This window comes from Sphingobacterium lumbrici (assembly GCF_006476045.1).
GTDB classification, from domain to species: Bacteria; Bacteroidota; Bacteroidia; order Sphingobacteriales; family Sphingobacteriaceae; genus Sphingobacterium; species Sphingobacterium lumbrici.
Genome location: NZ_SRZY01000029.1, coordinates 93,922 through 120,729, shown reverse-complemented (window position 1 = coordinate 120,729; position 26,808 = coordinate 93,922). Strand labels below are relative to the sequence as shown.

Below are 26,808 nucleotides of genomic sequence, written 5' to 3'. Positions count from 1 at the left end.
ATGAGAAGAGTTTATTTAATATTAATATATATAGCAGTAGCTGTATCCAGTTCCTGCACCAAGGACATTGGTAACTATGATTATTCGGAATCCGAGGAGATTTCAATTCTAGGTATAGAAAAGGAGTATCCCGTTATCCAATTTAAAGATTTGCTGAATATCACGCCCGACGTGCAAACCAATGTAGCGAATCCAGATCTGGAGTTTTGTTATTATGTGTACAATAATGCGCTGGGAGACCAGCTTGCGGATACACTAGGGACAGGAGAGAAAGATTTATTGAATTACCCGGTGGCACTGGAGTCAGGAGAGTACACACTTGTCTTTAAGGTGTTTAATAAGACGACAAGTGTAGCCGCATTTCACACATCCAAATTGACAGTATCCTCTACGTTGAATAATGGTTGGTATGTATTGAAAAGTGACCGTGATAGTTCGGATATGGACTATTTTAATTTGGCTGGAGAAAAATCGGAAAATGTCATCTTTGGAATAAACGGGAGGAAGCTTGCCGGAAATATTGCCGAACGGATAGGTGTCAATAATAATTATTCAGATCCTAACCGATTCATACCACAATATAATTCCTTTGAAAAAACGGTTGTAATCGTGCCGAATACCAATACGGATGCGGTCGCCATTAAATTATCGACAGGCAAAATTTTAAACAGCTATGATCAGCTATATCAAGAGGCTCCTTCAGGTGTACCTGCGCCAGGTATGTACTTTGCGACAGGAAGTGGTCAATATATCACAAATGCAGGTAAGGCCTATTTCTTTTTCAATTATAGCTCGCTGTTAAGTAGGTTTGGACCACAGCTTACTAAGAGCGATTTTACAGATTATAAACTGTCTAAATTTATATTTTGTAACGGGATATATACACCTATGGGGTTTGATGAAATGAGTAGCACATTTTTTGATCTCCCAACAAATGGTTCATATCTGGCCCCAACGGAAAATGACCCAAGCAATGAATTAAGTGTAGAAAATAATAACATGCAGCTACTGTTCGGGGGAGCAAAGGCGGTCTTTGATGATACTTATTATGCAGTCATGCAAAATAAGACATCAGGTGAAAAATTAATTGCGGAAATAAAAGGTACGCGGAGACTCAAGATAATGGTGGATAAGTTGGATGCCAATGATCCCGCAAATACAGCGAGTTTTTATACGTTAAATCATAGTGCCTTAAAAATGATGTACTTTATTTCCGGCACGAATGTATACACGAGGAGCGTCGCCGGCTTTCCCGGGACTAGCGAAATGACCACCGCAAAAATCCCAACAGGAGAAACGCCTACCTTTATCAAACATTTAACCTATCCCATGAATGGATATAATTATCTATTGATTGGCACAAGCATCGACGGGAATTATAAAATTTATTTTTATCCATTAAATACACTTGGTCTTCCTATAAGTAGCACGCCAGAAAAAATATTGAGCGGTCAGGGGATAGCTGGGGATATTGCGTTTGTGTTTCCAGCTATAATGGGGACGAGCTTTCCATTTACGTATTAAATTTTTAAATTCTTAATAACATATAATTAAATAGAGAATAATGAAAAGAATATCATTGATTTTAGCCTTAAGCATTTTTGTGTCCTATATAACCTATGCACAAACAGCAAGCACCATTATCTATTCGAAAGATCTTAACACTGCAATTGCACAAAGCAATAAAAAGAACACTCCAATTTTACTTTATGTCAATAATAGTAAAGAGGAAAGTTCAAGTAAGATGAACAACTTAACTTTCAGGTTAAGCAAGGTGATTAATTTTGTTAACGACAACTTTACGAGTGTGAATGTCGATGTTGCGGATATTTCCAACAATAGTGTATTGAAAGAATATAGAATTAGCGTATTGCCTACTTACATCATACTGGATTCAAAAGGAGCTGAGATAAGTCGTTTTTCGGGATACTCAGAAGCATATAATTTCATTGAGAAGACCAAAGTGGTGATGGATCCGGACAATTCAGCTAAAGTAAAGAAAGAAGCTTTTGATAATGACCACTCGTTCAAAAATTACTGTGACTATGCCGAAGTATTGCATAGAGAGTTAAAATATGACCAATTGACAGATTTTGTAGAGTCCTATCTCTACGCATTTATGCCTGTGGACAAGTACTCTGAGCAATCATGGAAATACTTGAAAATTGCAATGAGAAAGGCAAATTCAAGGATCTTTTATGCCGTTTTAAGTGATAAATACATAGCGAATAGTTACATTGGTAAATCATCGTTGGATAAGGTCATCGCACAATCAATTCGTAACTATGCATTAGAATATGTTTCAGGTAAAGGGAAAGATCCTATTCAAATAGCCGGGCCGATTGTTAGCTGGTTAGCGATAGTAGATGATAATAGTGCAAGTAGTCATTATATAAATATCGCTTTCAAGTTATTCAATCAGAGGAATATGCAGTTCCAAGGTGCTAAGGAGTCCGCTTACGAAGGAATAGCCTCTTATCTAAGCGCGGAGAAGGTGGCCTCACTTGAAGAGGCTGATAGAAACTATATGATCAAATTCTTCAAATCCATTGAAGGGATGCCAGAGCAGTATATAACAGCTTTTGAAACAGGATTAAATGACTATTTTAAGAAAAATATATAATGAGAACCATAATAGCATTCGTTTTGATGCTGTGTACTTCCTTTATGGTTAACGCACAAGGTATCAATTTTAAAAATATAGGTTACAAAGAAGCGTTGGCATTAGCTAAAGCAGAAAAAAAAAGTGTCTTTGTAGATTGTTATACGGTCTGGTGTGGACCATGCAAATACATGACTGATAATATTTTCGTGTTGAAAGAAGTCGGAGACTACTTTAATGATCACTTCATTTCGATAAAATTCGATATGGAAAGTGTTGCAGCGGAAGAGTTCAGGAATATGTATTATGTCAATTCGTATCCAACCTTCTTTTTTATAAATAACGAAGGAGAAGTAATGGATAGAAGAGGTTCAACCATGGATGCTGAAAAATGGCTTAATATTGTTAGGGGGATTATGACAGATACGAATTCGTTAGATAAGCTAAAGAGAAAGTATCTGAAAACGAAATCGGACAGTGATTACAATACCTATTTGTCAGCATTAAAAAAGGCATATTTTGAAGAAGGAATTAAAGATTTAATACTGGTTAGATTCGATTGTGCCGAAAATAAATTTGATCATTTGATGCAGAGTAAAGGTTTACTTTCCACTTCACTTTCAAAAGTTAATTTTGAGAAGTTTAAGGTAGAATTGAAAAAGAAGAACGGATATTTACCAGAGATGGACTTTATTTTTCAATGAAATAATTATCATCTGATTGTTTTTGTAAATGGTGAGAAGGATCCTGGAACGAATGTTCCAGGATCCTTCTCACCATTTACATTCAGTCTATAATATAGGTACTGTCTCCAGTACCTTTCCCTAGACCAAACTCATCCCAGATATCAATTAGCGTATAGCCGACTATTCTCGGAGAGAGTTGGGACCGCTTGGTGTACCTATTCAGTAGATAGCGATCATAAAATGTCTCATCGCCCATAATGCACTTACTAATCAATCAACGAAAACCTTCTACCAGACGACAAGGGAATAAAAAACTTATTAAAATCTACGCTACCACCAATCAGGAACATACATATCGGTGAATCATATCTAATATTGGAGTAATCCCGGCCGTAGTGTATTCTGGCGACTATACCCAATGCCCGCCAGTTTTGTTGCGTGTATTTGATAAAGAGACTATTATTCATTCTGTATTTATTTTCATGCGGATAATTGGTCATATTACCGAAAATATATTCATACTCTAGACGTGTGATTAACTCTCTGTTATTATATGGACGAACTTTTATTGGCCTTTCCCCAGAAGGCGTTTTCTCTATAGCGTCTATTACCTTCCTGTTTTTTAATACATTGAATAGTTTTCTAAATTGTAAAAATCCAACTATTCGATCTGTGCCGTAGGCATTCCGTTGTTCATCTGAATATTTGAACGGGCCAAACCAAGTAGCATCGTGTTGATACGCTAATTTTGCAGAAAACATATTTCGGGATCTAAAAAGATGAGAGTACGTTAGCCCTGTCTGTATATAATTTGTAGAGAAATCTCCTTTTAGATAGTCGTTTCTACGATCTGTAGTCTCATCATTTGATTCCGTATAGAAGAAGCCATCCGGCTGTCCATTGGAGAAATGGTGAGCGGTAACATTCAAAGAAAGCGTGCTCAGCGGTTTGTCAAGTTTTTCCCAGTTTTGAAAAGGTAGCGTTGAGTCAGCATATATAATGCGAAATTTAGATTCCGTATTCCAGATTATTTTGTCGACTGTGAGTCCAAAAATATTGTTGTTCGGGACAAGTGGACTAGAGCCATCCTTTGTCATCCTCACATTAAAACCATAGTCAAATGTCAATCGAGATGTTTGCCAAAAGTGCTTGCCATGGTTTCTGCCCATCATTATTGGAGTTTGATGATATATATTACCTTCGAAAATGTAACCATTCCTTCCTTCTCCGTCTCTTAACGTAGGACTAACACGTTCAAGATATTGAGGTTTTCCGGGAATAGGGATCGCTAGATAAGAAATTTTTTCATTCGCAAACCAGATATTCTGCATAGCAGTATATACACTCTTGTCTACGTTCTGACTTAGCAAGCCAACATAGATATTGTCCATATTTGAAGAATCAGTCTGAGAAAAAGCGAATAGATTCCCAAATAGTCCTACAATCAAAATAATGAATTTTTCTACTTTCATGTGTGTTTTAGATAATTGATTTCCAGTTAATAACTAATCCTAAGTTAAGAAAAATGTATGTTTTTTAAAAAAACGTCTTTTGTAAGATATTTACACTTATTCGGGCTGGGTAAACCAGATGTATTAACCCAAAAAAGGCCTGCACTCCTGCAGGCCTAGGTTGAATTATCATTAGATAATCCTTAGGACCTTTGAAACATATAGATCCCTAAGAAACAAAAATACCCGGTTTTAGGGGTATGTCGTTACCACTTTGCTTACCTGCCAGCCATTTTTGGTGTTGCTCAGTGTAATGTGGTCTACACGGGTGAAATTCTCGAACTCCATTGTAGCTTTCGCTATACAAGATTTCCCACTTTCATCCAGTATTTTGTAAGTCGTTTTGCAGTTGTATTGCAATCCTTTGTTTTCTTTTAAGAATTTCGTATATGCCTTTTTGCCGTGTTTGCTGTCGCTTGCGGTGTTGTGGTATTCGAAATCGGTAGCAAATAGTCGCTCGTTAAACTCAACATTGCCCAGTGCTGTGGCGTCTAGATAGACCGCAATAATGGCCCCTGTGTTCATGTTTTTTAGCGGGTTTACTTTCTCAGCAGCGAATGCCATAGAAGAGGCAAATAAGATAAGAGCTGTTGCGATGGTGGTGATGATGGTTGTTTTCATGTCAGTAGTTTTTATGTTTTAAATTTGTTATGTCGTATTGTATGGTTCAAAAGTAGGGTAGAAATCCCCACTAAGGAATGGCGATTAGACCAGCACCTCCAATTATTCGGTAAATCCCGAAAAAGAATCGGTGAAAAATATACGGAAGCATCTACTAAACCTTTCATGTCCTAAAGACGTAAAAGGTCACGCTATGGTTGCATCACTAGATTCAAATGTAGGCAAGGGAAGTATTCCCTTCGTCACTGCGAGGAAGTATGACGAAGCAGTCTGAGATACCAATTGGCTCACAATTACAGTTAATACTATAATACTACAAGGAGTATTAATTTCAATTCCTGTATGGTGCGATTAAGGTGGCTTTCTGCAGGTGTTTTTCGTAGCAATCAACACGATTTCAATTCCTGTATGGTGCGATTAAGGTAAAAGGTCGTGAGAGATATATCGGATTGGTCACAGAATTTCAATTCCTGTATGGTGCGATTAAGGTCACGTTCATCAGTCAACTTGATAATCGTGAACGTTTATTTCAATTCCTGTATGGTGCGATTAAGGTCATCAAGCCTTTTACATTTTCCGCAACAACTACCTTATTTCAATTCCTGTATGGTGCGATTAAGGTATGTACTGCATAGGCTCAATGTTGTGTTTGTTGCAAATTTCAATTCCTGTATGGTGCGATTAAGGTTCCAACATTCCTTCATTATAAGTGAGATTGTTCCAAATTTCAATTCCTGTATGGTGCGATTAAGGTACCGATCTAAAACGCCTACCCCGGTTGCCTTAGCAAATTTCAATTCCTGTATGGTGCGATTAAGGTGTTGCTAACGCGTTTAGGAATAAAGGACACGAGGTTATTTCAATTCCTGTATGGTGCGATTAAGGTCCAGATCCAATCTCCCTCCTGTGTAGGAACATTATTTATTTCAATTCCTGTATGGTGCGATTAAGGTTAGTTATACAACAGCGAACACACGAGGACGTGAAATAACGATTGGTATTTCACAAACTGTGCTTACTTTTAGCAGATTACTGATCACAATTTCAGAAAAAGGTGTCGGCAAAACCCAAAAAAAGTAGTTACGAAATCGGGGTATTTCCATTGTCTATCGGTCGCATATAGTTATTTACTTTTTATGTTTTGCCCCAACCGTTTCATTGCTAAAAAAGCACGGATAGACGGATCTGATATTTTGGCAATAACCGAGACAGCATAGGGTTTATAATTTTGCTAAATTTATTAGCTTATCTGATTTCTGGTTACTATATTTGGTAATAATAACTTGATGTATACAAAATCGAATTATGACTCTGCTTGTTTTATCTTATACCGATGTTGTATTTCTGTAAAAAAAGAATTGCTTTTCACTTATAAGTGAAATTAAATTTTGATATGAATAAATTATGAGTACATTTGTTATAGAAGAATGGTATCGTGGTAACGAATGTACGATTTATTCAATCAGAAAGGACGTGGATAATCCGGATGCATATACGGAGGCAGATCGTTTCTTTGAAAAATATGGGAGTTTTGGAAATGCTGAATTGGAGGGAGCTACTAAACTTTTATTGCAGTTTGTCGTTAACGAGATAGCAGACGTGCACGGAGCAAAGGAAGTTTTCTTTAATCGATTTGAAAAAGAGGCACAGGCATTGCCCTATATAAGCGGAAGACAAGTAAATGGTGTTTTACAAATAGATAATTTTTATCCGGGGTTTCCTCTTAGACTGTATTGCTATAGGATATTGGAGAATATTGTTGTATTATATAACGGTGGGATGAAAACTTCTCAAAGTGCACAAGATAGTAAAGATCTTTCGATGAAATTTTATGAAGCCCAAACCTATACGAATAAAATAAAAAATGCATTGAGAGATGGTATTCTGTCTATAAGTGATTCGGAACTGATAGATGAATACGGTGACGACGAATTGATATTGTAATTTTATGAAAAGTCAGATTGTAAAAAATATGCTGCATGATATACCAGAAGATATCAAATTATTTTCTAGTATATATGCTGATTTAATGGTGCGGATTAGTGAAGCTTTGGTTGATCAGGATTTGACAAAAAGTGATTTGGCACAAAAGCTAGATAAAAGACCATCGGAAATATCTAAGTGGCTTAATGGTGGTCATAACTTTACGCTTAAATCCCTGTGTAAATTGCAGGTAGAATTGGGAGTACAATTGATTACTGTTCCTCAAAAGCGCAAACATATAGATCATGATTTTGTAAAAGCCCCTGCAGAAAGTTGGGAAACTAAAACCTCTAAAACTAGTTGCAAAATTGTACCTATCGCTGGCATTAAGTTTTCACAAGATTATAAAACAGTAGTCAATGAATAGTTTATTTAAGCCTGAGCTTATCCAGTTTGCTTCATATAAATTATTGAAGCTGAATATTGAGGACATTCAAGAGACTGATAATTCTGATGAAGAAGTTCAATTTGTAATGGATAATAAAGCTGAACTTAGTTTTAATACGGATAACAAATTAATAAAAACTAGACTTGATATATCTATTACAAGATTGGCTTCTCTTGATGATTTTGTAGTGGCAAAAGCGGTGATTGCAGTCGAATATGTTTTTGTTGTTCAAAATTTTGAAGAATTACACCACATAGACGAAAATGATGTTCTCCAAATAGATCAGAATTTGACGGATAGCATAAAGGCAATAGCCTATTCAACTACTAGAGGGCTACTAATGGATAAATTTAGAGATACCTCCTTAGATGGTATTATATTGCCGGTTATAGATCCTCGCAAGGGCCTACAGGATAATGCAAAGAAATAATCATGAACCAACTATCCCACTTGCCCGAACATAAACAAGAAGATGCTACCTAGCCGTAAAATGAGAATCATACTGAAAGAGGGTATAGCGTCGGGCGAGGAAATTTTGGTAAGCCGCGAAAGTGCGGATCAGGTAAAAAAATGGTTGGAAACTATAGGAGTTGCAATAAAAGGAAGCTAGCAAATGATCTTATAGGTTCTTCCATATTTATCTTGGACAAATATGGAAGAACCCTACTAATTTAACCAGCTGCCAGACTGGTATCTTTTTGTCGTTTTGGATATAATATAGAAAACATATAGACCGTCAAGACAGCAAGTGGAAATGAGATCAAGGCCGGATTTTCCAGTTGATGTATTGCATTTGCAGGGTCTAATCCGTAGCGATCCCACATGGTGGGAGAGGTAAGAATAATGGCTAAAGAGGCTATTATCCCTACGATGATAGAGGCTGCTATTCCGGTTTCCGAAGTTCTTTTCCAAAAAAGTAAGAATAGGATGGCTGGCAAATTTGCCGATGCTGCGATGGCAAATGCCCAACCGACCAGGAAAGAGACATTTATTCCTTTGAATGCCATCCCCAAAAGAATAGCGAAAATACCGACAGCGAAGGCAGCAATCTTTCCGGCTTTTACTTTTTTCTTATCGCTCAGATTTCGCTTGAGGTAGATATCAATAAAATCATGTGCTATCGCCCCGGAGGACGCGACAATCAAACCCGCTACGGTACCGAGTACGGTGGCGAAAGCTACAGCGGATATAATCGAAAATAATGCAGCTCCGAATGCACGTGCTAATAACGGCGCAGCCATATTGCTCGATTCTACATCTAAAACACCGTTAACGGCAGCTCCCAGTCCCATAAACAAGGTAAGGATATAAAAGCCACCAATGGCTGCGATAGCTAAAATAGTAGACTTACGTGCGTCACGCGGTGTTTTGACGGTGTAATAACGAATCAGGATGTGCGGCAGGGCGGCTGTACCCAAAAATAGGGCTAACATCAGTGAAATAAAATCCAGTTTGCTCCACAGATTTGCGTCGCGGCCGATTTTGTATTTGAGTCCGGGAAGCATAAATGTTTTACCTGCTGTAACCTGTGGATAATAGAGCGATACCTGATCGCTACCGTCTGTAAATTTCACCTGAAGGAACCGGACGATTTCGCTTTCTTGCAGTGTAGATAGAAATTCGAAAGGGCCGAGAGGTCCAGTTTTATCGACCTCTTGTCCATTAACCACGATTTTGCTCATATTTCCTACTTGGTAGAAACGACGTTTCTCCCGAGCTTCTCCGTTGTACAGCTGTTGCCCGTTGGCAAGTTGTGTCACGGTCAGGGTTTCCTTGAGTAAGGGTTTATTGTCGTCCTGTGTGAAATCAAACCATCTTTCAACCCCGTTTTGTGAAAGTTTTACAAATGTTTTGTTGCCAACAGCCTGCTGGGTAACAATCTCCCAACCGGAGACATCTGTCACCTTGCCGTTGTCCACCTGAGGTGTCAGTTCCATAAAACTATGGTATTTTTCTCCTTTAAAATCAGGGGTTAGCGTCAGTCCGTTTTTTAAGATGAAAAAGGTGAGTACAACGGAGAGCACGATTAGCAAGCCACCTTTTAAAAACTGGACATAGGTTGTAGAAGCCATGCCCGCACTGGCAACGATGATGATCACAATCGCCCCGACAAGTATCACACCGGCCCAATGTGGTAAGCCGAGGAGTGGCATGACTAAATCGCCGGCGCCCACCATTTGGGGAATAAGATAGAATACCGATATGATCAATGTGCTGACCGATGCAGACAAGGTTATTGCTCGTGAATTAAATTTTGCATTTAGCGCGTCGGTAAAGGTGAACTTTCCCAAGCGCTTGAAGGGTTCGGCAATGAGGAACAAGGCTACGATCCAACCTGCCAGAAAGCCAATAGCATATAGAAATCCGTCAAAGCCTGATATAGCAATCATACCACATATCCCTAAGAAAGATGCCGCCGACAGATAGTCTCCGGCAAAGGCGATCCCATTAACAGCCCAATGTATCTTTCCGCCGGCTGCGTAATAAGAAGAGGATGAACTGGCCTTTCTTCCAAAATAAAACGAAAGACCGATAACCAACCCGACAAAAACAAAGAAAAAGAATAATGCAGTGTAGGAAATGTCGTAAATCATGCCGTTCCTCCCTTTTCAACTTCGGTATCCTGATCGGCTTCATCTTCGTATCTACTGCAATAATAGTTATATACGATACCTAGAATAACGGCAAATAGGATTAATCCGATTCCATAGGCTAAAGCTAAATTAAGTCCACCGAGTACCGGAATTGATAACAGCTCATACTGGAATACGCCGATAGCGACAAAACCTGCATAGCAGAAAAGATAAATAAAAAATAAACGTATACCCAAGGTAGACTTTCGTTTGGTGAGGCTTTCTTTTTCCTCGTGTGTGTTATTAACGTGCATAACAAAATGTTTGGAAGGTTTATAAACGGGTATCGACAGCATGTTAAACCTATACGGTAGATCCTTATACAATAATAACCAAAAATGAGATAAGTTTGTCTATAATTGTATGTAAACGCAAATTTTTTCTAAGTTTGAGATATGATGGTACATACGTACGTTTACACAATACAAATGCTGTCTAATCAGTAAGCAGACAAATACAATAGAATTAAACATGAGTTATTGCGAATATATACCGGGCATGGCTGAGCCACGCAGAAGCCTCCACAAAAACTACCACGATAATCATTATGGATATCCTATTCATGACGATAATGAACTGTTTGGCCGTTTGATTATGGAGATCAACCAAGCGGGATTAAGCTGGGAAACTATTCTGAAAAAAGAAGCTAGTTTTCGGAAAGCGTATGATAATTTCAGTATTGCGGCAGTAGCGGCCTATACCGAACAGGATCGCGAGCGCCTATTGAACGACCCCGGCATAATCCGGAATCGGTTAAAAGTGAATGCAGCGATAGAAAATGCCAAAACAATTCTTCAATTGCAACAGGAATACGGAAGCTTTGAAAAATGGCTGGAACACCATCACCCTAAAACCAAAGAGGAGTGGGTAAAGCTTTTTAAGAAGATATTCAAATTTACCGGTGGAGAAATTGTTAACGAGTTTTTGATGAGTATAGGTTATCTCCGTGGGGCGCATTCGGACAACTGTCCTGTTCATCACGAAATTTTAAAAGTAAAACCGATGTGGTTAACAGAAGCCCTACTTAACAAGTAGTTTAGAGCTGATTAATTGAAGCGATAATACGCTGTTATGCTGCCGTATTGATGTGGTCTGGCATTGCTTTTGATTTCCCGCGCGCGAAAGGTTAGACTGTAGTCGAGTGTAAAACGGGCTGTTGAATAATTAACACCTACTTTTTGTTCAAATACAAACGGTCTAACAGAAAACGTTACCGGACTGTTGTTTGTAAATAGACTACCTTGTATGGTAGCATCGTATGCCACATAGTTAAATTGGGGTCTGGCATAAAAATACAGCTCCCGCTCGTACAATTGTTTCGTTTTGCTGTTTTGACTGATACGGGCATTGTGATAAGACGAGTGGAATAATTGATTGATGTGACCTGTTCTAAATACCAAGGCTAGACCTGCACCGTTGAATACGGTTCCCAATTGGGCATAACTTTCTAGCGAAAAATCGACTGACTTGGCGTTGTTTCGGTGTAATAATGCCGTGTATTGTATATCCAGATTTGCCGCTGCTTCGTTCTGAATCTGATAATCCCATCCACTTGTTTCGTATAACCCTACAGTGGCGTGTATTAGATTTTGAGTTCCACTTGCCAAGGAATTAGGACCAGAGGTTCCCAATGCCAATCCTACCTTCCACACCTGTTCCTTTTGATAGAAAAGGTTTACCTGTGCTTTTCCATAAAGATAGCCCGCAAAAGGTCGGTCGTGTACTCTCGGATCGGGCCCGTATCCAGATAGTGGGGTGTACATCTTCTGCCCGACAGATAATTCATAGGTTAATTTTTCGAGATTACCTTTGAGCTTGTCCTGGTCAATAGCCCGCCTGTAGTAAATGAATAAGCCATTGGTATAATAACGGTCTTGCCCGTACCAAAGATAGGCATCATTGTCGCTTACTATACCAAATTCATTTTTGTATTCTTGTGAAATAGCACCATAGTAGGTCATCAAAAGAGAGAGGATAGCTAAAAGGACTTTATTATACATCACTTCGTTAATACTTGTTGTGTTTTATGTTATATAAAATCTTGTCTAAAATTGGTCGTCATATTTTTTGCTTATAAGCGAGTGTAATGTACAAATAATTGTGCTTTTATGTGTATGATTATTTTTTTTCCTATAGATAGGTTTCATTATATAGTGCGCTTGCGGTAATGCCCTGCAGGCCGAAGGGGCCCTGTATCGTGATATCTTGACACAATCTGCCGTTCAGGTTGCGAACGTTACTCGGATACGGTACCGGTTTATTCAGTCCCGGAATACGTGAAAGCCCAAATGAGAAAAAACTTATTGAAATCTCTTGAATATCACAGTAGAATTATGCCCCCCAAATCCAAAAGCATTGCTCATTGCCGCATCTATCCGCTTTTCTAATGCGTCGTTTACGACAATCCGTATACCTTCCGGAATATTGATGTCTAAATTTTCGATGTTAATGGTAGGAGGGATAATACTTTCGTTAATAGATTTGATGGCTAGAATAGCTTCTATAGCACCTGCGGCTCCGAGCAGATGACCAGTCATTGATTTAGTCGAGCTGACGACCATATTTTCTGATTTTTTGAAAACCTTATGAACGGCATTTAATTCACTGATATCACCTACGGGAGTAGAAGTAGCATGTAGGTTGAGATAACCTAATTCCGAAGTGTTCAATTGAGCTTCTTCTAACGCTAATTCCATTGCTTTGGCTGCACCAAGACCTTCAGGATGCGGGGATGTCATGTGATAAGCATCGGCTGTCATCGCCGCACCGGCTAATTCTGCGTAGATTTTTGCACCCCTTTTCCTGGCATGCTCATATTCTTCTAATACTAATGCACCTGCTCCTTCAGCCATAACAAAGCCATCCCGATCCTGATCAAAAGGGCGACTGGCTGTAAGTGGATCGTGATTTCGGGTAGACATGGCTTTCATCGCCGAAAAACCGCCAATGGAGGCTGCAGTTATAGGAGCTTCCGATCCTCCGGTAATAAATACCTTTGCTTTACCCAAGCGGATGTAGTTGAATGCGTCCATAATTGCTGTATTGGACGTCGCACAGGCTGAAACGGTGGTGTAATTAATTCCTTGTAAGCCAAATTTCATGGATATCATCCCTGATGCCATATTGACAATTAACTTGGGTACAAAAAATGGACTGAACCGGGGTATATAATTTCCCTGCACATAGTTTTCTACTTCGGTTTCAAATGTTCCCATTCCACCTTGTCCCACTCCCCAAATAACACCGATGTCGAAAGGATTCATGGAGGAAACAGTTAAGCCGGAATCTTCTAACGCCTGTGTGGCACTATACAAGGCGAATTGTGTGAATAAATCGCTCCTCTTAATCTCATTGCGGTCTAAATATGTAGTTGGATCAAAATTCTGAACCTCACATGCAATTTGTGTTCTAAATTTTGACGCATCGAACCTGCTTATTAAACGAGCACTACTCTTGGCGGATATCGCATTATTCCAAAATGTCCGGATATCATTTCCTAAGGGATTTATCGTCCCCAATCCTGTTATTACTACTCTTTTCATCTGTATAGGTTATTTCTTCGTTAGGAATACAAGCTAATCATTTAATGGGAAAAATATACTATTGAAAAAGCTTTTTTTTCTTGTATATGAATTTAATTTTTTGCGGAATTATTATCTTAGGTATAAGATAATTACTTTCCAATTATTTTTTTTCGGTGATAGGTACCCCATTGTGCCAGCACATTAATAACGGGTTTTACTGTTTCTCCATATTCGGTAAGTTCATAGATAACTGTAATAGGTTGCGTGGTAGCAACTGTCCGTTTGATGAGTTGGTTCATTTCCATTTCTTTCAGCTCCCGGCTGAGCATTTTGCCCGAAATTCCCTCTACATCTCTCAGGATGTCAGAGTATCTTTTTTTTCCAAATAGGAGCGACGCTACAATGGAGATTTTCCATTTCCCTCCGAGAACATACATGGCATCGTGTACGGCCATGATGGCTCTGGTGCAGGCTGTTTGTGTGTGAATTTGTTCCGTCATACCTACTTTGTTACCTCTATGTTACTATTACTTTTTGTTAGTTAGTGACAAAAGTAAACAAATTTTAAGGAACTTTGTCCACATAATCAAAAACAAATAGAATAATGAGTTTAATAGAAACACTTAATTGGCAATATGCCACCAAAAAATACAGTAAAAAAAATGTATCGACCGATCTGCTTAATCAAATTGTAGAAACTATTAATCTGCCTGCTTCCTCTGCAGGGATGCAACTCTACGTTCAAAAAGTGAGATTGCCGAAAGAAGCATTTGTAACAGGAATAATTTAACATAAATAAAAAATAACACCATGTCTAGAAAAACAATCAAAAGAGCAGGATGGACGTTGACCATTATATTAGGACTGCTTTTTGCCTTTAGTGCCTTTATGAAACTTGTGCAGGACGAATCTACCTTAGCACAGGCAGCTGCAATGGGCTTTGCTCCGGATACCTATCTTCTGATAGGTGTGATCGAAATTTTATCGCTTATTTTGTTTCTTATTCCGAGAACAGGATTCATCGGTGCGTTGCTTCTTGTAGCATATATGGGTGGTGCTATTGCATCACATTTGCAACATGATGAACCTATAGCAATGGCGGTGACGGTTCAAATAGTACTTTGGATCACTATCGTATTTCGCTTTCCCGTAATTAAACAAATGTTGATTCCGGTAGCGAAATCAAATTAACTGCTATCAATGATGATGTAGCGAAAAATTACAGCATAGGATTTTCTTTCGTGATAACCGCTTTTGCTACAGCCATTGCTTTCATTTTTTAGTCAGTAGATGGGGCTCCCTGAGCCGTACTATTTGTGCTTCGACCCTCGCGGATAATGAGTAGAGAAGTTTGTATAACCTTTTATGGAAGGGATAAAAATGAATCACTTTAATAATCAATAGGTTTAACAAATGGTGCTAAAATATTTTTGGAAAATAATGTAGAAAGCCTATATTTGCATCGTCATCAAGATACAGCAAGCCCAGCTGGCGGAATTGGTAGACGCGTTGGTCTCAAACACCAATATCTTCGGATGTGCCGGTTCGACTCCGGCGCTGGGTACTTAACAGGAAAAGCGAGCAATAATTGTCTCGCTTTTCTTTATTTAATGCCCTCTGGATGATATAAAGCAATCCAAAATTTGATCCATCCTTAGCTTCGTGTTAAATCTATGTGCTGTTTTATGTGCAGGAATACTCTCTAAAACAGAAAAACCTTCCCTATTTTCAATAGAGAAGGTTTTTGAAGTACCTAGGGCGGGAATCGAACCCGCACTCCCTTAACGGGAACAGGATTTTAAGTCCTGCGTGTCTACCAGTTCCACCACCTAGGCAACTGAGCGAAAGACGAGATTCGAACTCGCGACCCCAACCTTGGCAAGGTTGTGCTCTACCAACTGAGCTACTTTCGCTTGACGTGGTGCAAATATAGAGCTTTCGGCTAAATCTCCAAAATAAAAAGGTGTTTTTTCTAAATTATTTTTCCCTTGATTTGTGAGATATAGTAATGTGATTGAATCAGAAATAATTATACTTTGGAGGCTTTTTCACTTTGAAGGTAATGGGAAAGCAGGGGTGAAGGCGTAGAGAAAAAAAGCCAAGCTGTCCGGAGGAATGTATCCCAAGGACATCTTGGCTTTCTATTGCAACTTTATTTTGATTTTAAGTTATTTACTTCTTGTTGTAGTGCTTCAATTTGCGCTTGTTGCTCTTTTAGGGCTGCAACCAATAAAGGGATAAGATCATTTAAGTTTACCTCTTCATATTTTGCAACCTTTGAGGTGTTTTTTCCGCTACTATAAAATTTTGAAGATGCCTGTACCAGATCTGGAAATACACTTTCCACATTGCTTGCTAGAAAACCGTATTGATTTCCGGTAGGTAAGTTTAGTTTTTTATATTTATCGGTATTGTAAACGAATGTAACCGGTTCAAGGGCTTTGATGCGTTCTGTTGAATTAGAAATTTTATCAATATTAAGTTTTAATTCTTGCTCATTCAGTTGTTGTGCGTTTACTATTGTACATGTTCCAAAGGCCAATGCCAATACTGAAGTTAAATTTGCTATAGATAGTTTCATTTTAAAAAATTATTTTATTATATATTCTTAGATTAAGCAGTATGAAATAACTATTTCTAAGCGTTGCCGTACGAAATCAGGTATTATCTCATCGTGTATTATTACTTCGTGACGGAATATTACCTGTGCGTTATTGCCCATCAATATTTCACGATGATAAATGAAGAAATGCTAGGAAATGTTTGGAGGTGGGCAATGAAGCCTTATGAGGATATGCTTTACTTTTGTGTCGCCGGGGTGATAATAAAGGGCGTAAAGAAAATTGCTTTCTACAGGAGTTAACATATTAGTGATAACGTAATCATCATCTAGCTGTCGTTCGCTGTCTGTGTCGTCGGCAGATTGTGTATTTGTATTTTCAGCATGTTCGGTATCGTAAAAGCTCTTCTCGGACACAACATAAACGCATGTTGACGAAATTAGGAAAAATCCTAAAGTCATTAGTACGTATGTTAGCTTTTTTATACCCATTTTTTATGTCCAGCAGCGAGTTCCTTTAACGAATTAACACAGGAATTATCCCACTTGGCGCAATTAACTGTTCGCTGTCTGCAAATATAAGAAATTAAGGCCTGAAAAAGTTGAAAAATAATCAATAAATATTATTGAAGTGTCTTTGTTACAACTGTTTAACTGTTAATAATTGATGTGTTAAAGTAGTTGTAAAAATGAATTTTATCAGAAAATATATGCACTATTATCCATAAATTTTACCATTTGATTTATAGGGGTTATAACCGGCTGTATTTTGTTGTGGTTTATAGGGGCGAATTTAGGAATCTTCATGTATTTTCTGAAAGATGATATCGTTTTCATAACCTTTAGCAGCGAGATAATTGTATAGTTTGGTTTTTAGCTTAATATTGTATGGTTTTTTTTCGTTTTTCGTTTTTAAATCTACTAAGTGATTGATTTTTTGGTTGTATTCTTCGCCGTCTATCGCGTTAATTGCATTTTTAATTAATTTTTCTGGTATTTTTTTTTGCTTAAGATGTTGCCTGATTTTTACTTTTCCCCAGCCTTTTATTCTAAATTTTCCGGATGCGTACGCCATAGCAAACCGTTCCTCATTTAAAAAATTTTCTGAAATAAGCTCCGAAATGATGTTTTCTACATCATCGGAGTGTAACCCCCACTCATACAATTTGTCTCTTACTTCCTGTTGTGCCCGTTCTTGATACGCGCAATAATTTTCGGCTTTTAATTTAGCCTGATGCGGAGTGTAGATTTTTTTGTTTGTATAACGGTCATTCATTTGTACAAATGTTCAAAAAATACCTAACTTATTAAAAATAATGATGAAATTCGTAACAATATTTCACTATGTACACAATAACTTCGGTATTACAAATTCTTTCATCTGAACACTATTTTCTTGCTGACGACAGTTGGACGATAAGTGAATTGGTCTATGACAGCCGAAAGATTCGTGATGTGAAGGAGAGTGTGTTTTTTGCGATTAAAAGTAGCAGGGATGGGCATCAGTTTATTGCAGATGCGTATGATAAAGGTATCAGAAGTTTCGTGATCTCGGATATTGGTTTTTCGATTTCACCGTATCCCGATGCCAATTTTATTTGGGTGGAAGATACACTTAAAGCAATTCAGGCGTTGGCGGCAGTTCACCGGAAACAATTCGATATACCGGTCATTGGCATTACCGGAAGCAACGGTAAAACTATTGTCAAAGAATGGTTGTATCAATTGTTGACTGCTGAGTACAACGTATATCAAAGTCCAAAGAGTTATAATTCACAACTGGGGGTTGCACTTTCGGTTTGGAATCTTCAGGCAGATCATACGTTAGCCATTATTGAAGCGGGGATCAGTCGACCGGGGGAGATGGAGGCCTTGCAGCAAATGATAGATCCCTCCATTGGTATATTGACCAACCTCGGTACAGCACATTTGGAAGGCTTTTCTTCCAAAAATGACAAATTAATTGAGAAATGGAAGCTTTTTAAGCATGCTACACAAATTTTGTTTTCTTCTAATTACGTACCCGATGCCAAAAGCATCCGGAGCGGATTCACTTGGGGAACGAATGAGTCTGACGATTTCCGGATTCTAAATATTTCAACCGATCATGCCGGATCAAAGATAACTGCACGATACCAGCAAGAGGAGATTGATTTCGTGATCCCTTTTCAAGATAAGGCTTCCGTTGAGAATGCCATTACCTGTATAATAGTTATGATACAATTGGGATATGACTTCTCTGTTATTGAGCAACGCATAAAGGGATTAAAACCACTGGAAATGCGTCTGCAATTAAAGAAAGGGAAGAATAATTGTAGCATTATTGACGATACTTATTCCAATGATTTAGCATCCTTACAGATCGCATTGGATTTTTTGAATCAGCAAAATCAGCACACGCAAAAATCATTGATATTAAGCGGCTTTGCAGACGCAAAGTTTACAACCAAAATAATGGATAAACTGATTCGTTTGCTGAATAATCAGTTATTAAAACGGGTTGTTCTGATTGATCGTTCTTTATTTGGTATTATAACAGCGATAAATTCGGAGGTGTTGTGCTACGAATCTACAGCAGAGTTGATAGCTGACTTACCGCGAATTGATTTTAGTAATGAGGCAATTCTGATTAAGGGGGCGCGTAAGTTTCATCTGGAAGAGGTAAGTCAACAATTAGTTGAAAAGTCCCATGATACGGTTATGGAGATTAATCTGAAAGCCATTGAAAGCAATCTCATACAATACCGCTCCTTATTACGGAAAGACGTAAAATTAATGGCGATGGTCAAAGCCTTTTCTTACGGAAGCGGAGGTTTTGAGGTGGCGAATGTCTTACAGTTTAATAAATTAGATTATCTTACTGTAGCTTTTGTCGATGAGGGGGTAGAGTTAAGAAAGGCGGGTGTAACCTTGCCGATAATGGTATTGAGTCCGCATGAAGGTACGTTTGATGATATGATAACTTATCAATTAGAGCCGGAGATATATTCCAAACGGATTTTAAATGCTTTTCTTCAATTTTTGGCAGATATTCAGTTTGTAGATTATCCGATACATATCAAGCTGGATACCGGTATGCACCGATTAGGATTCATGGCAAATGAATTCGATGATGCACTTATTACACTTCAAAAGAGTCCACAGATCAAAGTTGTATCCGTGTTTTCGCACTTGGTTGCTTCTGGCGATACTACTCAAAAGGAATTTACAGCGCAGCAGATTCAGGAATTTAAAACCTTGGCAGACAGATTGGAGTCAGGTTTGGGCTACCCGGTTTTGAAACACATTTGTAATACAACGGGGATTGTAAATTGGCCGGACGCACAATTGGATATGGTGCGATTGGGAATAGGGCTCTATGGTATTGACCTGTCAGATAACGGACTGCATTTGGAGTCGGTCAGCACACTTAAAACCACTATTTCACAAATAAAAAAATTAAATAAAGAAGAGACTGTTGGTTATGATCGGAAAGGAGTCCTGAAACGTGATAGCCGTATCGCAACCGTCAAAATAGGATACGCTGATGGGTATGACCGCCGTTTAGGAAATGGAATAGGAAAAATGATGATCGCCGGACAAATTGTACCTACAATAGGCAACGTTTGTATGGATATGTGCATGCTGGATATAACTGATATCACCGCACATGAAGGAGATGAGGTGATCGTTTTCCCGGATTTGATACAGACAGCTAAGGATATCGAGACTATACCTTATGAACTGTTAGTAGGGATTTCATCGCGGGTGAAAAGAGTTTATTTTTACGAATAATTATGATAAAGAAAATTTTTCAGAAACTACTGTATTATTTAATCAAAGGAACTTTGGTGGTGGTTCCCCTGGCTGGAGCGGTATTCCTCATCATTTGGATAGTAGCCTCTTTAGATAATACATTGAATATTACACAACATTTTTTAGAAGATGAGGAAGGTCACCCTTTATATATTCCGGGTATTGGCATTTTGACGGTCATTATACTATTAATTATTGTGGGGGTTATATTTACCAATCTCGTTACCGATCCCATTAGACATTGGCTTAACCGTACTATAAAACGTATACCTTTATTTAATACTTTGTATTCGTCAATTAAGGATTTTACGGAAGCTTTTGTAGGCGATGCCAAGAAATTTAACGAACCGGTATTGGTAGAAGTAAATGAAACAGGAATGAAGAAAATCGGATTTCTTACACAGCGGGATCTTAGTAAATTGGGATTGAAGGACGAAGTTGTTGTTTATTTTCCATATTCCTATTCGTTTGCCGGACAGGTTGTTATAGTGAAAAACGAACGTGTACGTAAACTGGATATGAATGCGACGGATGCCATGAAATTAGTGGTTTCCGGAGGGGTGAGTGGTATCTAAAGGAATAGGTTTTTATATTTCCTCAGTAAATAAGTTCTTAAAGGAAGAGGAGACCTGCCTGCCGGTAGGCAGGGATCGAAAACCGCGTAGCGCTCATTCATACTATTAAAATGTACATTGATGAATAATTTGCTTTTATTTTCAACGAAATTAGAATTGCAAATAAAAGCAAATTTATCTAAGTTTATATCGTTAAAGCATAAGTAATATCTAGTAAAAAATAAGAGTATTATGATAGGTACATTGATAGAAAAGGAAGAAATTGGTAAGTATAAAATTATTCCGGCGGAGATAAATAGAGTAGAGGAGTTGAATCAAAAGCTGAGTAATGCACAAAGGCTAGGTAATGAGTTTAAATCAAAAGTCTCTATCATATTTCAGACAGAAGACGGACCAAAACGCGTTGATACTACGGTTTGGTCATTGACAGACAATTATATTCAACTTAAAAGTGGTGTTTTGATACCATTGAATGCCTTAATCTCAGTAGAATTCTAAAAAGGTCAAAACTTAAATTTTGGCCTTTTTAGATTAAAAACAGAACAGAATTTATTCGCGGTTTAGTATATGCGAGGATTTTCTAATAAATCGGTGACACAACCTAATATCTCAAATTCGCTGTTTCCATCTTCCAACATCGAAAAGGTGAGGTAGGCCGCATAGATTTCCCCACTAAATACAACGTGTTTGTCTGCTACAATAGTATCTATAATTTCGTCTCGCACATCGATACCGATATGAACTAATTCATTGTGAAGGTTTGTGGAGATGCTTTCATGGCACTCTCCTGAAGCAAATCCTACGATAATATGAAGAATAAGCTTGTCTAGCGTATCTGGATCCAATTTAGTAGCGTAGAGCTCAAAGTCAAAACGTTGTTTGGCACTATTAACGATTTTGTCCCAGATTAGGTATTCCGTTTTCGTCTGCATAACAAGAAGGTTTATAAAACTGACTTAGGTAAATATAATGAAATTTTTTCTAAAAAGTAATTTTTTGGTCAAAAATTATATAAGCTTTTTGAATACGAATAGCCTGATATTTTCGAAAAACTATTTAGTGAGTGTGGTGTTATAACAGTTTTTGGATTTTTTTATTGAAAGTGATTTTTTTATTGACAATCTTTGTTTTAAAAGTATCAATGTGGGCGCCCTGTAGTTTTTTATTGTTGTGACAAGTCAGAAGATATACGTTAAGGAATTAAATTTATGCAAATATCATTAAAGGGAAAAAGAGCATTAGTAGGTGGCAGTTCATCGGGTCTGGGAAAGGCTATAGCAATACAATTGGCACACTGTGGTGCCGATGTTACATTGATGTCGAGATCGGCTGAAAAATTGGAAGAGACTCTGACAGCGTTAGATAGGAGTCAGGGGCAAAATCACGGATACATTGTAACTAATTTTAATGATTATGCTGATCACAAAAAGACCCTTACCGATTTTTTTAGAACACATACTATTGATGTGTTAATAAATAATACAAATGGGCCGCAGGCAGGAACGTTGTTGTCAAAACAAGAAGAGGACTATCAGCAGGCTTTTGAATTGTTATTTCAAAATGCTGTTTTTATGACAAATCTAGCTTTGCCTTATATGAAAGCACAAGGCTTTGGACGGATCATCAATGTTTCATCCATGACGGTCAAAGAACCGCAAGATGGTTTGGTGCTATCTAACACCATGCGGACAGCTTTGGTCAGCTGGAGTAAATCTCTGTCTAATGCTGTTGCTGCAGACGGTATTACGGTCAATTCTATCCTTACCGGATATTTCGATACCGATAGATTAAATAACCTTATGGAGATGCAGGCAGAGAAAGAAGGGATTGTACTGGATCAGGTAAAACAAAAAAGAATACAGTCTATACCGATGAACAGGTTAGGGGATCCGCAAGAATATGGTTATCTGGTCGCGTTTCTTGCCTCCGAGTATGCCTCCTTTTTGACAGGGGCTTCTATTCCACTAGATGGCGGTATTGCCAAAACATTATTCTAACAGGAATGGTATAAAATAGAGGTCGTCTCCTGTTTTTGTCCAAGACAAATGTAGGAGACGACCTCTATCGACAGGTTACGACTTTGCTTTTTTTCTTTTCACCATCAGATAACTCAACCAAAGTATTAATAACCATATCGGAATAAGCTCGACAGATATCTTAAGCCCGGTGAACCACATCATTACCAAAACACCAAACAAAAACACCAAACAAATCACGTTGCTAATAGGGTAGAACAGCGAGGGGAATTTTGTTTTAACGCCATCCTTTATTTTCTGTCTTTTGAAAAAGATGTGTGTAAATGATATCATTATCCAATTGATTACAAGGGTAGATACGACTAATGACATTAAAATCTCCAGCGCTTTTTCGGGAATGATCTTATTAATAACAATACATACCGCGACCAAAATTGCAGAAGCGATTATGGCTGCAATTGGCGAATGATTTTTATTCAATTTTTTCAAAAATTGTGGTGCGTTTCCTTGTTCTGCCAAGCCGTATAACATTCGCGAATTACTGTATACGCAACTGTTGTAGACGGATAGTGCTGCCGTCAGTACGATTATGTTCAGTACATTGGCAATGATCGTGGTAAAGTAATATGTCTTATCGAAAAGTGTAAATTCAAAGCTGTTCAAGGCATTAAATACCTCTACAAATGGACTGGTATCGGCGGTAATAGCATTCCACGGCATCAAAGAAAATAGGATAAATAAAGCACCTACATAGAATATCAAAATACGAATCAAAACTTGATTTGTTGCTCGGGGAATATTCTTTTCCGGATTTTCAGCTTCGGCAGCCGTGATCCCAACTAACTCCAGTCCTCCAAAAGAGAACATAATCATGACCATTGCGGCGAGCAGCCCCTGATAGCTACCGTCCTGCGCATTGGTAAGCCAGCCTTTTGGGAAAAATCCGCCATCGTTATATAGGTTTTCTACTGTCGCTCGTTCTCCTGCTGATCCGCTGATTAATAAATACGATCCAAATAGGATCATAGCGATGATCGCTGCAACCTTTACGATAGAAAACCAAAATTCAGTTTCTCCGTATACTTTTACAGAGGCTAGATTAATCGAATTAATGACGATAAAAAAGAAGGTGCTGGATACCCACAGTGGAATTTCCGGCCACCAAAATTGTACATATATACCAATGGCAGTCAACTCGGCCATACTAACCAATATATACAATACCCAATAATTCCAACCCGATGAAAACCCGCCAAAAGGCCCAATGTATTTATTGGCGAAGTAACTAAAACTTCCCGAAACGGGTTCTTCTACTACCATTTCTCCTAGTTGGCGCATGATAAAAAATGCAATAACTCCGGAAATAGCATAGCCTAGTATAACCGAAGGACCAGCCAATACTGCCGCCTTCCCTATTCCCAGAAAGAGTCCCGTTCCAATGGCTCCTCCTAATGCGATGAGCTGTATATGTCGGTTACTTAATCCTCTTTTGAGTTGTTTGTTCTCGTCTTTTTCTACCACCTTATCGTTAATTTTTGTTTGTTTTATTATGAATAGATGCTGTCCCTACACCTAGTAATTCATCCCAGTATGTTCCTATACGTCTATGATACACTAATACCAGATAATCATTTCCGGTGTCGTAAAAACTATTTGTAAACGCGTTGGTTACGACCTCGCCTTCCGGAGTTTCGAGTACATATTCATAATCGTATAGCCCTTGTTTTAACTTCAACGTAACCTCCCAGTTTTTTGAAGTTGGATTATAGGTTAGTCTATTGTACTCATTTCGTTGAAAGCTATTGAAGCCACCGACAAGATAGATATTTCCCGTTATCTTCTGATTAGTCTGTAGTGAAAAATGCACATCAGCATAGTCAGATTGGATCTCTCCATTTTCAAAATCCAGATTGCGTATGTAGAACTTTCCATTTTCATCATACGTACTCGCATAGGTGATATTCCGTATGTCCTCATCGACTAATATGTTTACTGAGATGAGACTGTCGTTTTGAATATGTTGAACCCGGTTAGAGCCTAATCGAAAACTGCGTAAATCCACAAATCGAAATTCATTATTCCCCAGGAAATCCAAGGTTTCGCTGTTGTTATATTTAATTTCATGATTCCCAATAAACATAGGTCTGGTTAAAACCATTTTATTGTCTTCACGTTGATTTTGAAATACATGTACCTGGATATCGCGTTCAGGATTGGGAATGGTTAACGAAGGTGTTTTGATCGATACATCGATCTTTTGATTAGACATCCTTTTCGATACCTGTACCGAAGGAAGGATTTCGGTTTCAACCTGAATCAAGGGACGTACGACGTAGAAGCGCCTCGTTACGACCAATCGGGTTTTATCGGCATCTTCATATACCTTTAATAAGTAATTTCCAGCAATTTTAGGTCTTATATATTCATTTGGGAAAGCTGCTTTATAATGTGTGTAGGCTTGGAATGTTCCCTGCGATTGGGAATAATTATCAAGACGATCCTCGTTATATCCCTCCGCGTAATCTAATGGTGATACACGACTAGGTTCCCAGTTGGCATTGCAATGTTCGATGCCGTAATAATAACTCCTCACATCGGCCCGTAAATCATCGAAAGAAAGTAACAGCTGATCCTGACTGCCCAAAGTATATATAGGCAACTGGTTTTCTTTTTCTGCAGGAAAGAGTTGTACTGTATTTATAACATCTAAATAGTTCTTATTATCATAAACGAGTTCTTGCTGTGGCGATCGTTCAAAGCCTTCACGCACCCTTTTTTTTCGTTGTGCCTCGACTGTCGATAACGCACAGCAGAATAGCGTTAGTAAGATAAAGGCTTTTTTGTTCATACATTCATTTCTGTCAAGCCTTCACCTGTTATAAAATAATATTTATAACAGGTGAAAGCTCTTAAACCAAGAAAAAAAATCAACAAAAGCCAGCTTATTATTTTCGTTACACCTGAGGATTTTTTAGCTTTACTATTGATTTCCGCCATCATAAATCTATTTACAGGAATAAAGATAATAGAATGTTTGGTCATTAAGAATTTTAATTCATCCGTTGTAACTCGTTCTGAATATCTTTTTGTGTCGTTTCTCCGATAGGTACCAAGGGTAGACGTACATCATCGCTACCTATTCCTATTTGCTTCAAGATATATTTTATGCCGGATGGATTGCTTTCTACAAAGCATAAATCTGTAATTTTAAGTAACTCATTGTGAATCGTACGGGCCTGAGGGTAATTTCCATCGGCACACAATTTTACCAATGTGCTTACTTTTTTAGGAAATGCATTGCCGACCACAGAGATAATTCCGACTGCACCCAGTGCCATCATAGGAAGAGTTGCAGGATCATCTCCCGAAATCAATAAGAAGTCTTCTGGTTTGTCACGTAGTATTTCAGAGAATTGTGCATAGCTGCCTGAGGCTTCTTTAGTCGCTACGATGTTTCTAAAATCCTTTGCCAGGCGGATGGTCGTAGCTGAGCTTATATTACTTCCCGTTCGTCCCGGTACATTATACAGTATTACCGGCAAAGCTGAAGCTTCGGCAATGGCTTTGTAATGTTGGTAAATCCCTTCTTGAGTTGGTTTGTTATAATAAGGTGATACCGATAGGATTGCGCAGTATCCTTGAATGCTAAATTCTTGAACTTGCTTTACTATTTCTACGGTATTATTACCACCGATTCCCGCTACCAACGGGATTCTTCCGTTTACTGTTGTCGCCGTAAACTCCCAAACTTGTTTTCGTTCTTCAGCCGTCAATGTGGCAGTCTCGCCAGTTGTGCCTAATGATACCAAGTAGTTCATTCCTTCTGCAATTTGAAACTCTATTAGTTTTCCTAACGTTTCAAAGTCAATCGTTCCATCTGCATTAAATGGTGTAACCAATGCCACCCCTGCACCGTGAAGCTCGTTCATGTCGAATAAATTGTATTATATAATT

27 protein-coding genes, 3 tRNA genes and 1 CRISPR repeat array are annotated in these 26,808 nt (G+C 38.2%); of the genes, 14 read left to right on the top strand and 16 right to left on the bottom strand.

What is annotated here, in order from left to right:
* From E4F24_RS11485 to E4F24_RS11475, 3 genes are read left to right on the top strand one after another with little or no spacing between them, the layout of a single operon-like run.
* A complete protein-coding gene (locus E4F24_RS11485) occupies positions 1-1,524 on the top strand; it encodes a PKD-like family lipoprotein (RefSeq protein WP_140938899.1) in 1,524 nt (507 codons plus the stop codon).
* A gap of 40 nt (positions 1,525-1,564) precedes the next feature.
* Entirely contained in the window at positions 1,565-2,623 is a 1,059-nt protein-coding gene (locus E4F24_RS11480) for a hypothetical protein (RefSeq protein ID WP_140938897.1), read from the top strand.
* Positions 2,623-3,306, top strand: coding sequence for a thioredoxin family protein (locus E4F24_RS11475; protein WP_140938895.1), 684 nt, complete (start codon positions 2,623-2,625; stop codon positions 3,304-3,306). Before E4F24_RS11480 ends, E4F24_RS11475 begins: the two co-directional genes overlap by 1 nt.
* 82 nt (positions 3,307-3,388) lie before the next feature.
* Here the strand turns inward: E4F24_RS11475 and E4F24_RS13830 are convergent, their stop codons facing one another.
* From E4F24_RS13830 to E4F24_RS11465, 3 genes are all read right to left on the bottom strand, one after another.
* Positions 3,389-3,544, bottom strand: a complete 156-nt coding sequence (locus tag E4F24_RS13830; protein ID WP_181182456.1) for a hypothetical protein — start codon at positions 3,542-3,544, stop codon at positions 3,389-3,391.
* A 10-nt stretch (positions 3,545-3,554) separates the two neighbouring features.
* Positions 3,555-4,760, bottom strand: a complete 1,206-nt coding sequence (locus E4F24_RS11470; RefSeq protein ID WP_140938893.1) for a hypothetical protein — start codon at positions 4,758-4,760, stop codon at positions 3,555-3,557.
* Between the two features lie 231 nt (positions 4,761-4,991).
* Positions 4,992-5,420: a nuclear transport factor 2 family protein gene (locus tag E4F24_RS11465; protein ID WP_140938891.1), complete on the bottom strand. Its 429-nt coding sequence runs from the start codon at positions 5,418-5,420 to the stop codon at positions 4,992-4,994.
* 328 nt (positions 5,421-5,748) lie between these two features.
* Positions 5,749-6,373: a CRISPR direct-repeat array (repeat unit 30 nt; unit sequence ATTTCAATTCCTGTATGGTGCGATTAAGGT).
* A 451-nt stretch (positions 6,374-6,824) separates the two neighbouring features.
* Between E4F24_RS11465 and E4F24_RS11460 the strand changes: the two genes are divergently transcribed.
* The 3 genes from E4F24_RS11460 to E4F24_RS11450 are packed head-to-tail and all read left to right on the top strand — an operon-like array spanning position 6,825 to position 8,221.
* Positions 6,825-7,364 (top strand): hypothetical protein, encoded by a 540-nt coding sequence (locus tag E4F24_RS11460; protein ID WP_140938889.1) that lies wholly within the window; start codon positions 6,825-6,827, stop codon positions 7,362-7,364.
* 4 nt (positions 7,365-7,368) lie between these two features.
* A complete protein-coding gene (locus tag E4F24_RS11455; protein WP_140938887.1) occupies positions 7,369-7,770 on the top strand; it encodes a helix-turn-helix domain-containing protein in 402 nt (133 codons plus the stop codon).
* Positions 7,763-8,221, top strand: coding sequence for a hypothetical protein (locus E4F24_RS11450; protein WP_140938885.1), 459 nt, complete (start codon positions 7,763-7,765; stop codon positions 8,219-8,221). Before E4F24_RS11455 ends, E4F24_RS11450 begins: the two co-directional genes overlap by 8 nt.
* A gap of 241 nt (positions 8,222-8,462) precedes the next feature.
* Here E4F24_RS11450 and E4F24_RS11445 read toward each other — a convergent pair whose 3' ends face one another.
* Positions 8,463-10,385 carry a solute symporter family protein gene (locus E4F24_RS11445; RefSeq protein ID WP_140938882.1) on the bottom strand — a complete coding sequence of 641 codons (1,923 nt, stop codon included), beginning with the start codon at positions 10,383-10,385 and terminating at the stop codon, positions 8,463-8,465.
* The gene (locus E4F24_RS11440; RefSeq protein WP_140938880.1) at positions 10,382-10,678 is read right to left on the bottom strand and encodes a DUF485 domain-containing protein; all 297 of its coding nucleotides are present in this window, start codon (positions 10,676-10,678) and stop codon (positions 10,382-10,384) included. Before E4F24_RS11440 ends, E4F24_RS11445 begins: the two co-directional genes overlap by 4 nt.
* A gap of 217 nt (positions 10,679-10,895) precedes the next feature.
* On the opposite strand from E4F24_RS11440, the gene E4F24_RS11435 reads away from it, so the two are divergent.
* Complete coding sequence (locus E4F24_RS11435) at positions 10,896-11,459, top strand: DNA-3-methyladenine glycosylase I (protein ID WP_140938878.1); 564 nt, start codon at positions 10,896-10,898, stop codon at positions 11,457-11,459.
* An 11-nt stretch (positions 11,460-11,470) separates the two neighbouring features.
* Here the strand turns inward: E4F24_RS11435 and E4F24_RS11430 are convergent, their stop codons facing one another.
* The 3 genes from E4F24_RS11430 to E4F24_RS11420 all read right to left on the bottom strand — a co-directional run bounded on the left by E4F24_RS11430 (position 11,471) and on the right by E4F24_RS11420 (position 14,448).
* Positions 11,471-12,424: a lipid A deacylase LpxR family protein gene (locus E4F24_RS11430; RefSeq protein ID WP_140938876.1), complete on the bottom strand. Its 954-nt coding sequence runs from the start codon at positions 12,422-12,424 to the stop codon at positions 11,471-11,473.
* A 300-nt stretch (positions 12,425-12,724) separates the two neighbouring features.
* Complete coding sequence (fabF, locus tag E4F24_RS11425) at positions 12,725-13,966, bottom strand: beta-ketoacyl-ACP synthase II (protein WP_140938874.1); 1,242 nt, start codon at positions 13,964-13,966, stop codon at positions 12,725-12,727.
* Between the two features lie 131 nt (positions 13,967-14,097).
* Complete coding sequence (locus tag E4F24_RS11420) at positions 14,098-14,448, bottom strand: winged helix-turn-helix transcriptional regulator (protein ID WP_235891209.1); 351 nt, start codon at positions 14,446-14,448, stop codon at positions 14,098-14,100.
* A gap of 104 nt (positions 14,449-14,552) precedes the next feature.
* Here E4F24_RS11420 and E4F24_RS11415 point away from each other — a divergent pair, with 104 nt between their 5' ends.
* From E4F24_RS11415 to E4F24_RS11405, 3 genes are all read left to right on the top strand, one after another.
* Complete coding sequence (locus E4F24_RS11415; RefSeq protein ID WP_140938872.1) at positions 14,553-14,738, top strand: nitroreductase family protein; 186 nt, start codon at positions 14,553-14,555, stop codon at positions 14,736-14,738.
* Positions 14,739-14,758: 20 nt separating this feature from the next.
* Positions 14,759-15,139 (top strand): DoxX family protein, encoded by a 381-nt coding sequence (locus E4F24_RS11410; protein ID WP_140938870.1) that lies wholly within the window; start codon positions 14,759-14,761, stop codon positions 15,137-15,139.
* Between the two features lie 291 nt (positions 15,140-15,430).
* Positions 15,431-15,512 (top strand) — tRNA-Leu (locus E4F24_RS11405).
* 186 nt (positions 15,513-15,698) lie between these two features.
* On the opposite strand, the gene E4F24_RS11400 is transcribed toward E4F24_RS11405, so the two are convergent.
* The 4 genes from E4F24_RS11400 to E4F24_RS11385 all read right to left on the bottom strand — a co-directional run bounded on the left by E4F24_RS11400 (position 15,699) and on the right by E4F24_RS11385 (position 17,784).
* Positions 15,699-15,783: transfer RNA gene (locus E4F24_RS11400), tRNA-Leu, on the bottom strand.
* 5 nt (positions 15,784-15,788) lie between these two features.
* Positions 15,789-15,861, bottom strand: a tRNA-Gly gene (locus tag E4F24_RS11395).
* A gap of 239 nt (positions 15,862-16,100) precedes the next feature.
* Positions 16,101-16,529, bottom strand: a complete 429-nt coding sequence (locus E4F24_RS11390; protein ID WP_140938868.1) for a tail fiber domain-containing protein — start codon at positions 16,527-16,529, stop codon at positions 16,101-16,103.
* Between the two features lie 772 nt (positions 16,530-17,301).
* Positions 17,302-17,784, bottom strand: a complete 483-nt coding sequence (locus E4F24_RS11385; RefSeq protein WP_140938866.1) for a regulatory protein RecX — start codon at positions 17,782-17,784, stop codon at positions 17,302-17,304.
* 68 nt (positions 17,785-17,852) lie between these two features.
* On the opposite strand from E4F24_RS11385, the gene E4F24_RS11380 reads away from it, so the two are divergent.
* From E4F24_RS11380 to E4F24_RS11370, 3 genes are all read left to right on the top strand, one after another.
* A complete protein-coding gene (locus E4F24_RS11380) occupies positions 17,853-20,282 on the top strand; it encodes a bifunctional UDP-N-acetylmuramoyl-tripeptide:D-alanyl-D-alanine ligase/alanine racemase (protein WP_140938864.1) in 2,430 nt (809 codons plus the stop codon).
* A 2-nt stretch (positions 20,283-20,284) separates the two neighbouring features.
* Positions 20,285-20,878 (top strand): DUF502 domain-containing protein, encoded by a 594-nt coding sequence (locus E4F24_RS11375; RefSeq protein WP_140938862.1) that lies wholly within the window; start codon positions 20,285-20,287, stop codon positions 20,876-20,878.
* 231 nt (positions 20,879-21,109) lie between these two features.
* On the top strand, positions 21,110-21,376 hold the full coding sequence (locus E4F24_RS11370) for a hypothetical protein (protein ID WP_181182455.1): 267 nt from the start codon (positions 21,110-21,112) through the stop codon (positions 21,374-21,376).
* Between the two features lie 62 nt (positions 21,377-21,438).
* On the opposite strand, the gene E4F24_RS11365 is transcribed toward E4F24_RS11370, so the two are convergent.
* Complete coding sequence (locus tag E4F24_RS11365; RefSeq protein ID WP_140938857.1) at positions 21,439-21,810, bottom strand: hypothetical protein; 372 nt, start codon at positions 21,808-21,810, stop codon at positions 21,439-21,441.
* A 276-nt stretch (positions 21,811-22,086) separates the two neighbouring features.
* Between E4F24_RS11365 and E4F24_RS11360 the strand changes: the two genes are divergently transcribed.
* Positions 22,087-22,875, top strand: a complete 789-nt coding sequence (locus E4F24_RS11360; RefSeq protein ID WP_140938855.1) for an SDR family oxidoreductase — start codon at positions 22,087-22,089, stop codon at positions 22,873-22,875.
* Between the two features lie 75 nt (positions 22,876-22,950).
* Here E4F24_RS11360 and E4F24_RS11355 read toward each other — a convergent pair whose 3' ends face one another.
* From E4F24_RS11355 to dapA, 3 genes are all read right to left on the bottom strand, one after another.
* Positions 22,951-24,375 carry an amino acid permease gene (locus E4F24_RS11355; RefSeq protein ID WP_140938853.1) on the bottom strand — a complete coding sequence of 475 codons (1,425 nt, stop codon included), beginning with the start codon at positions 24,373-24,375 and terminating at the stop codon, positions 22,951-22,953.
* A gap of 7 nt (positions 24,376-24,382) precedes the next feature.
* Positions 24,383-25,702: a type IX secretion system plug protein gene (locus E4F24_RS11350; protein WP_140938851.1), complete on the bottom strand. Its 1,320-nt coding sequence runs from the start codon at positions 25,700-25,702 to the stop codon at positions 24,383-24,385.
* Between the two features lie 202 nt (positions 25,703-25,904).
* Positions 25,905-26,783: a 4-hydroxy-tetrahydrodipicolinate synthase gene (gene dapA, locus E4F24_RS11345; RefSeq protein ID WP_140938849.1), complete on the bottom strand. Its 879-nt coding sequence runs from the start codon at positions 26,781-26,783 to the stop codon at positions 25,905-25,907.
* Positions 26,784-26,808: the final 25 nt, after the last annotated feature.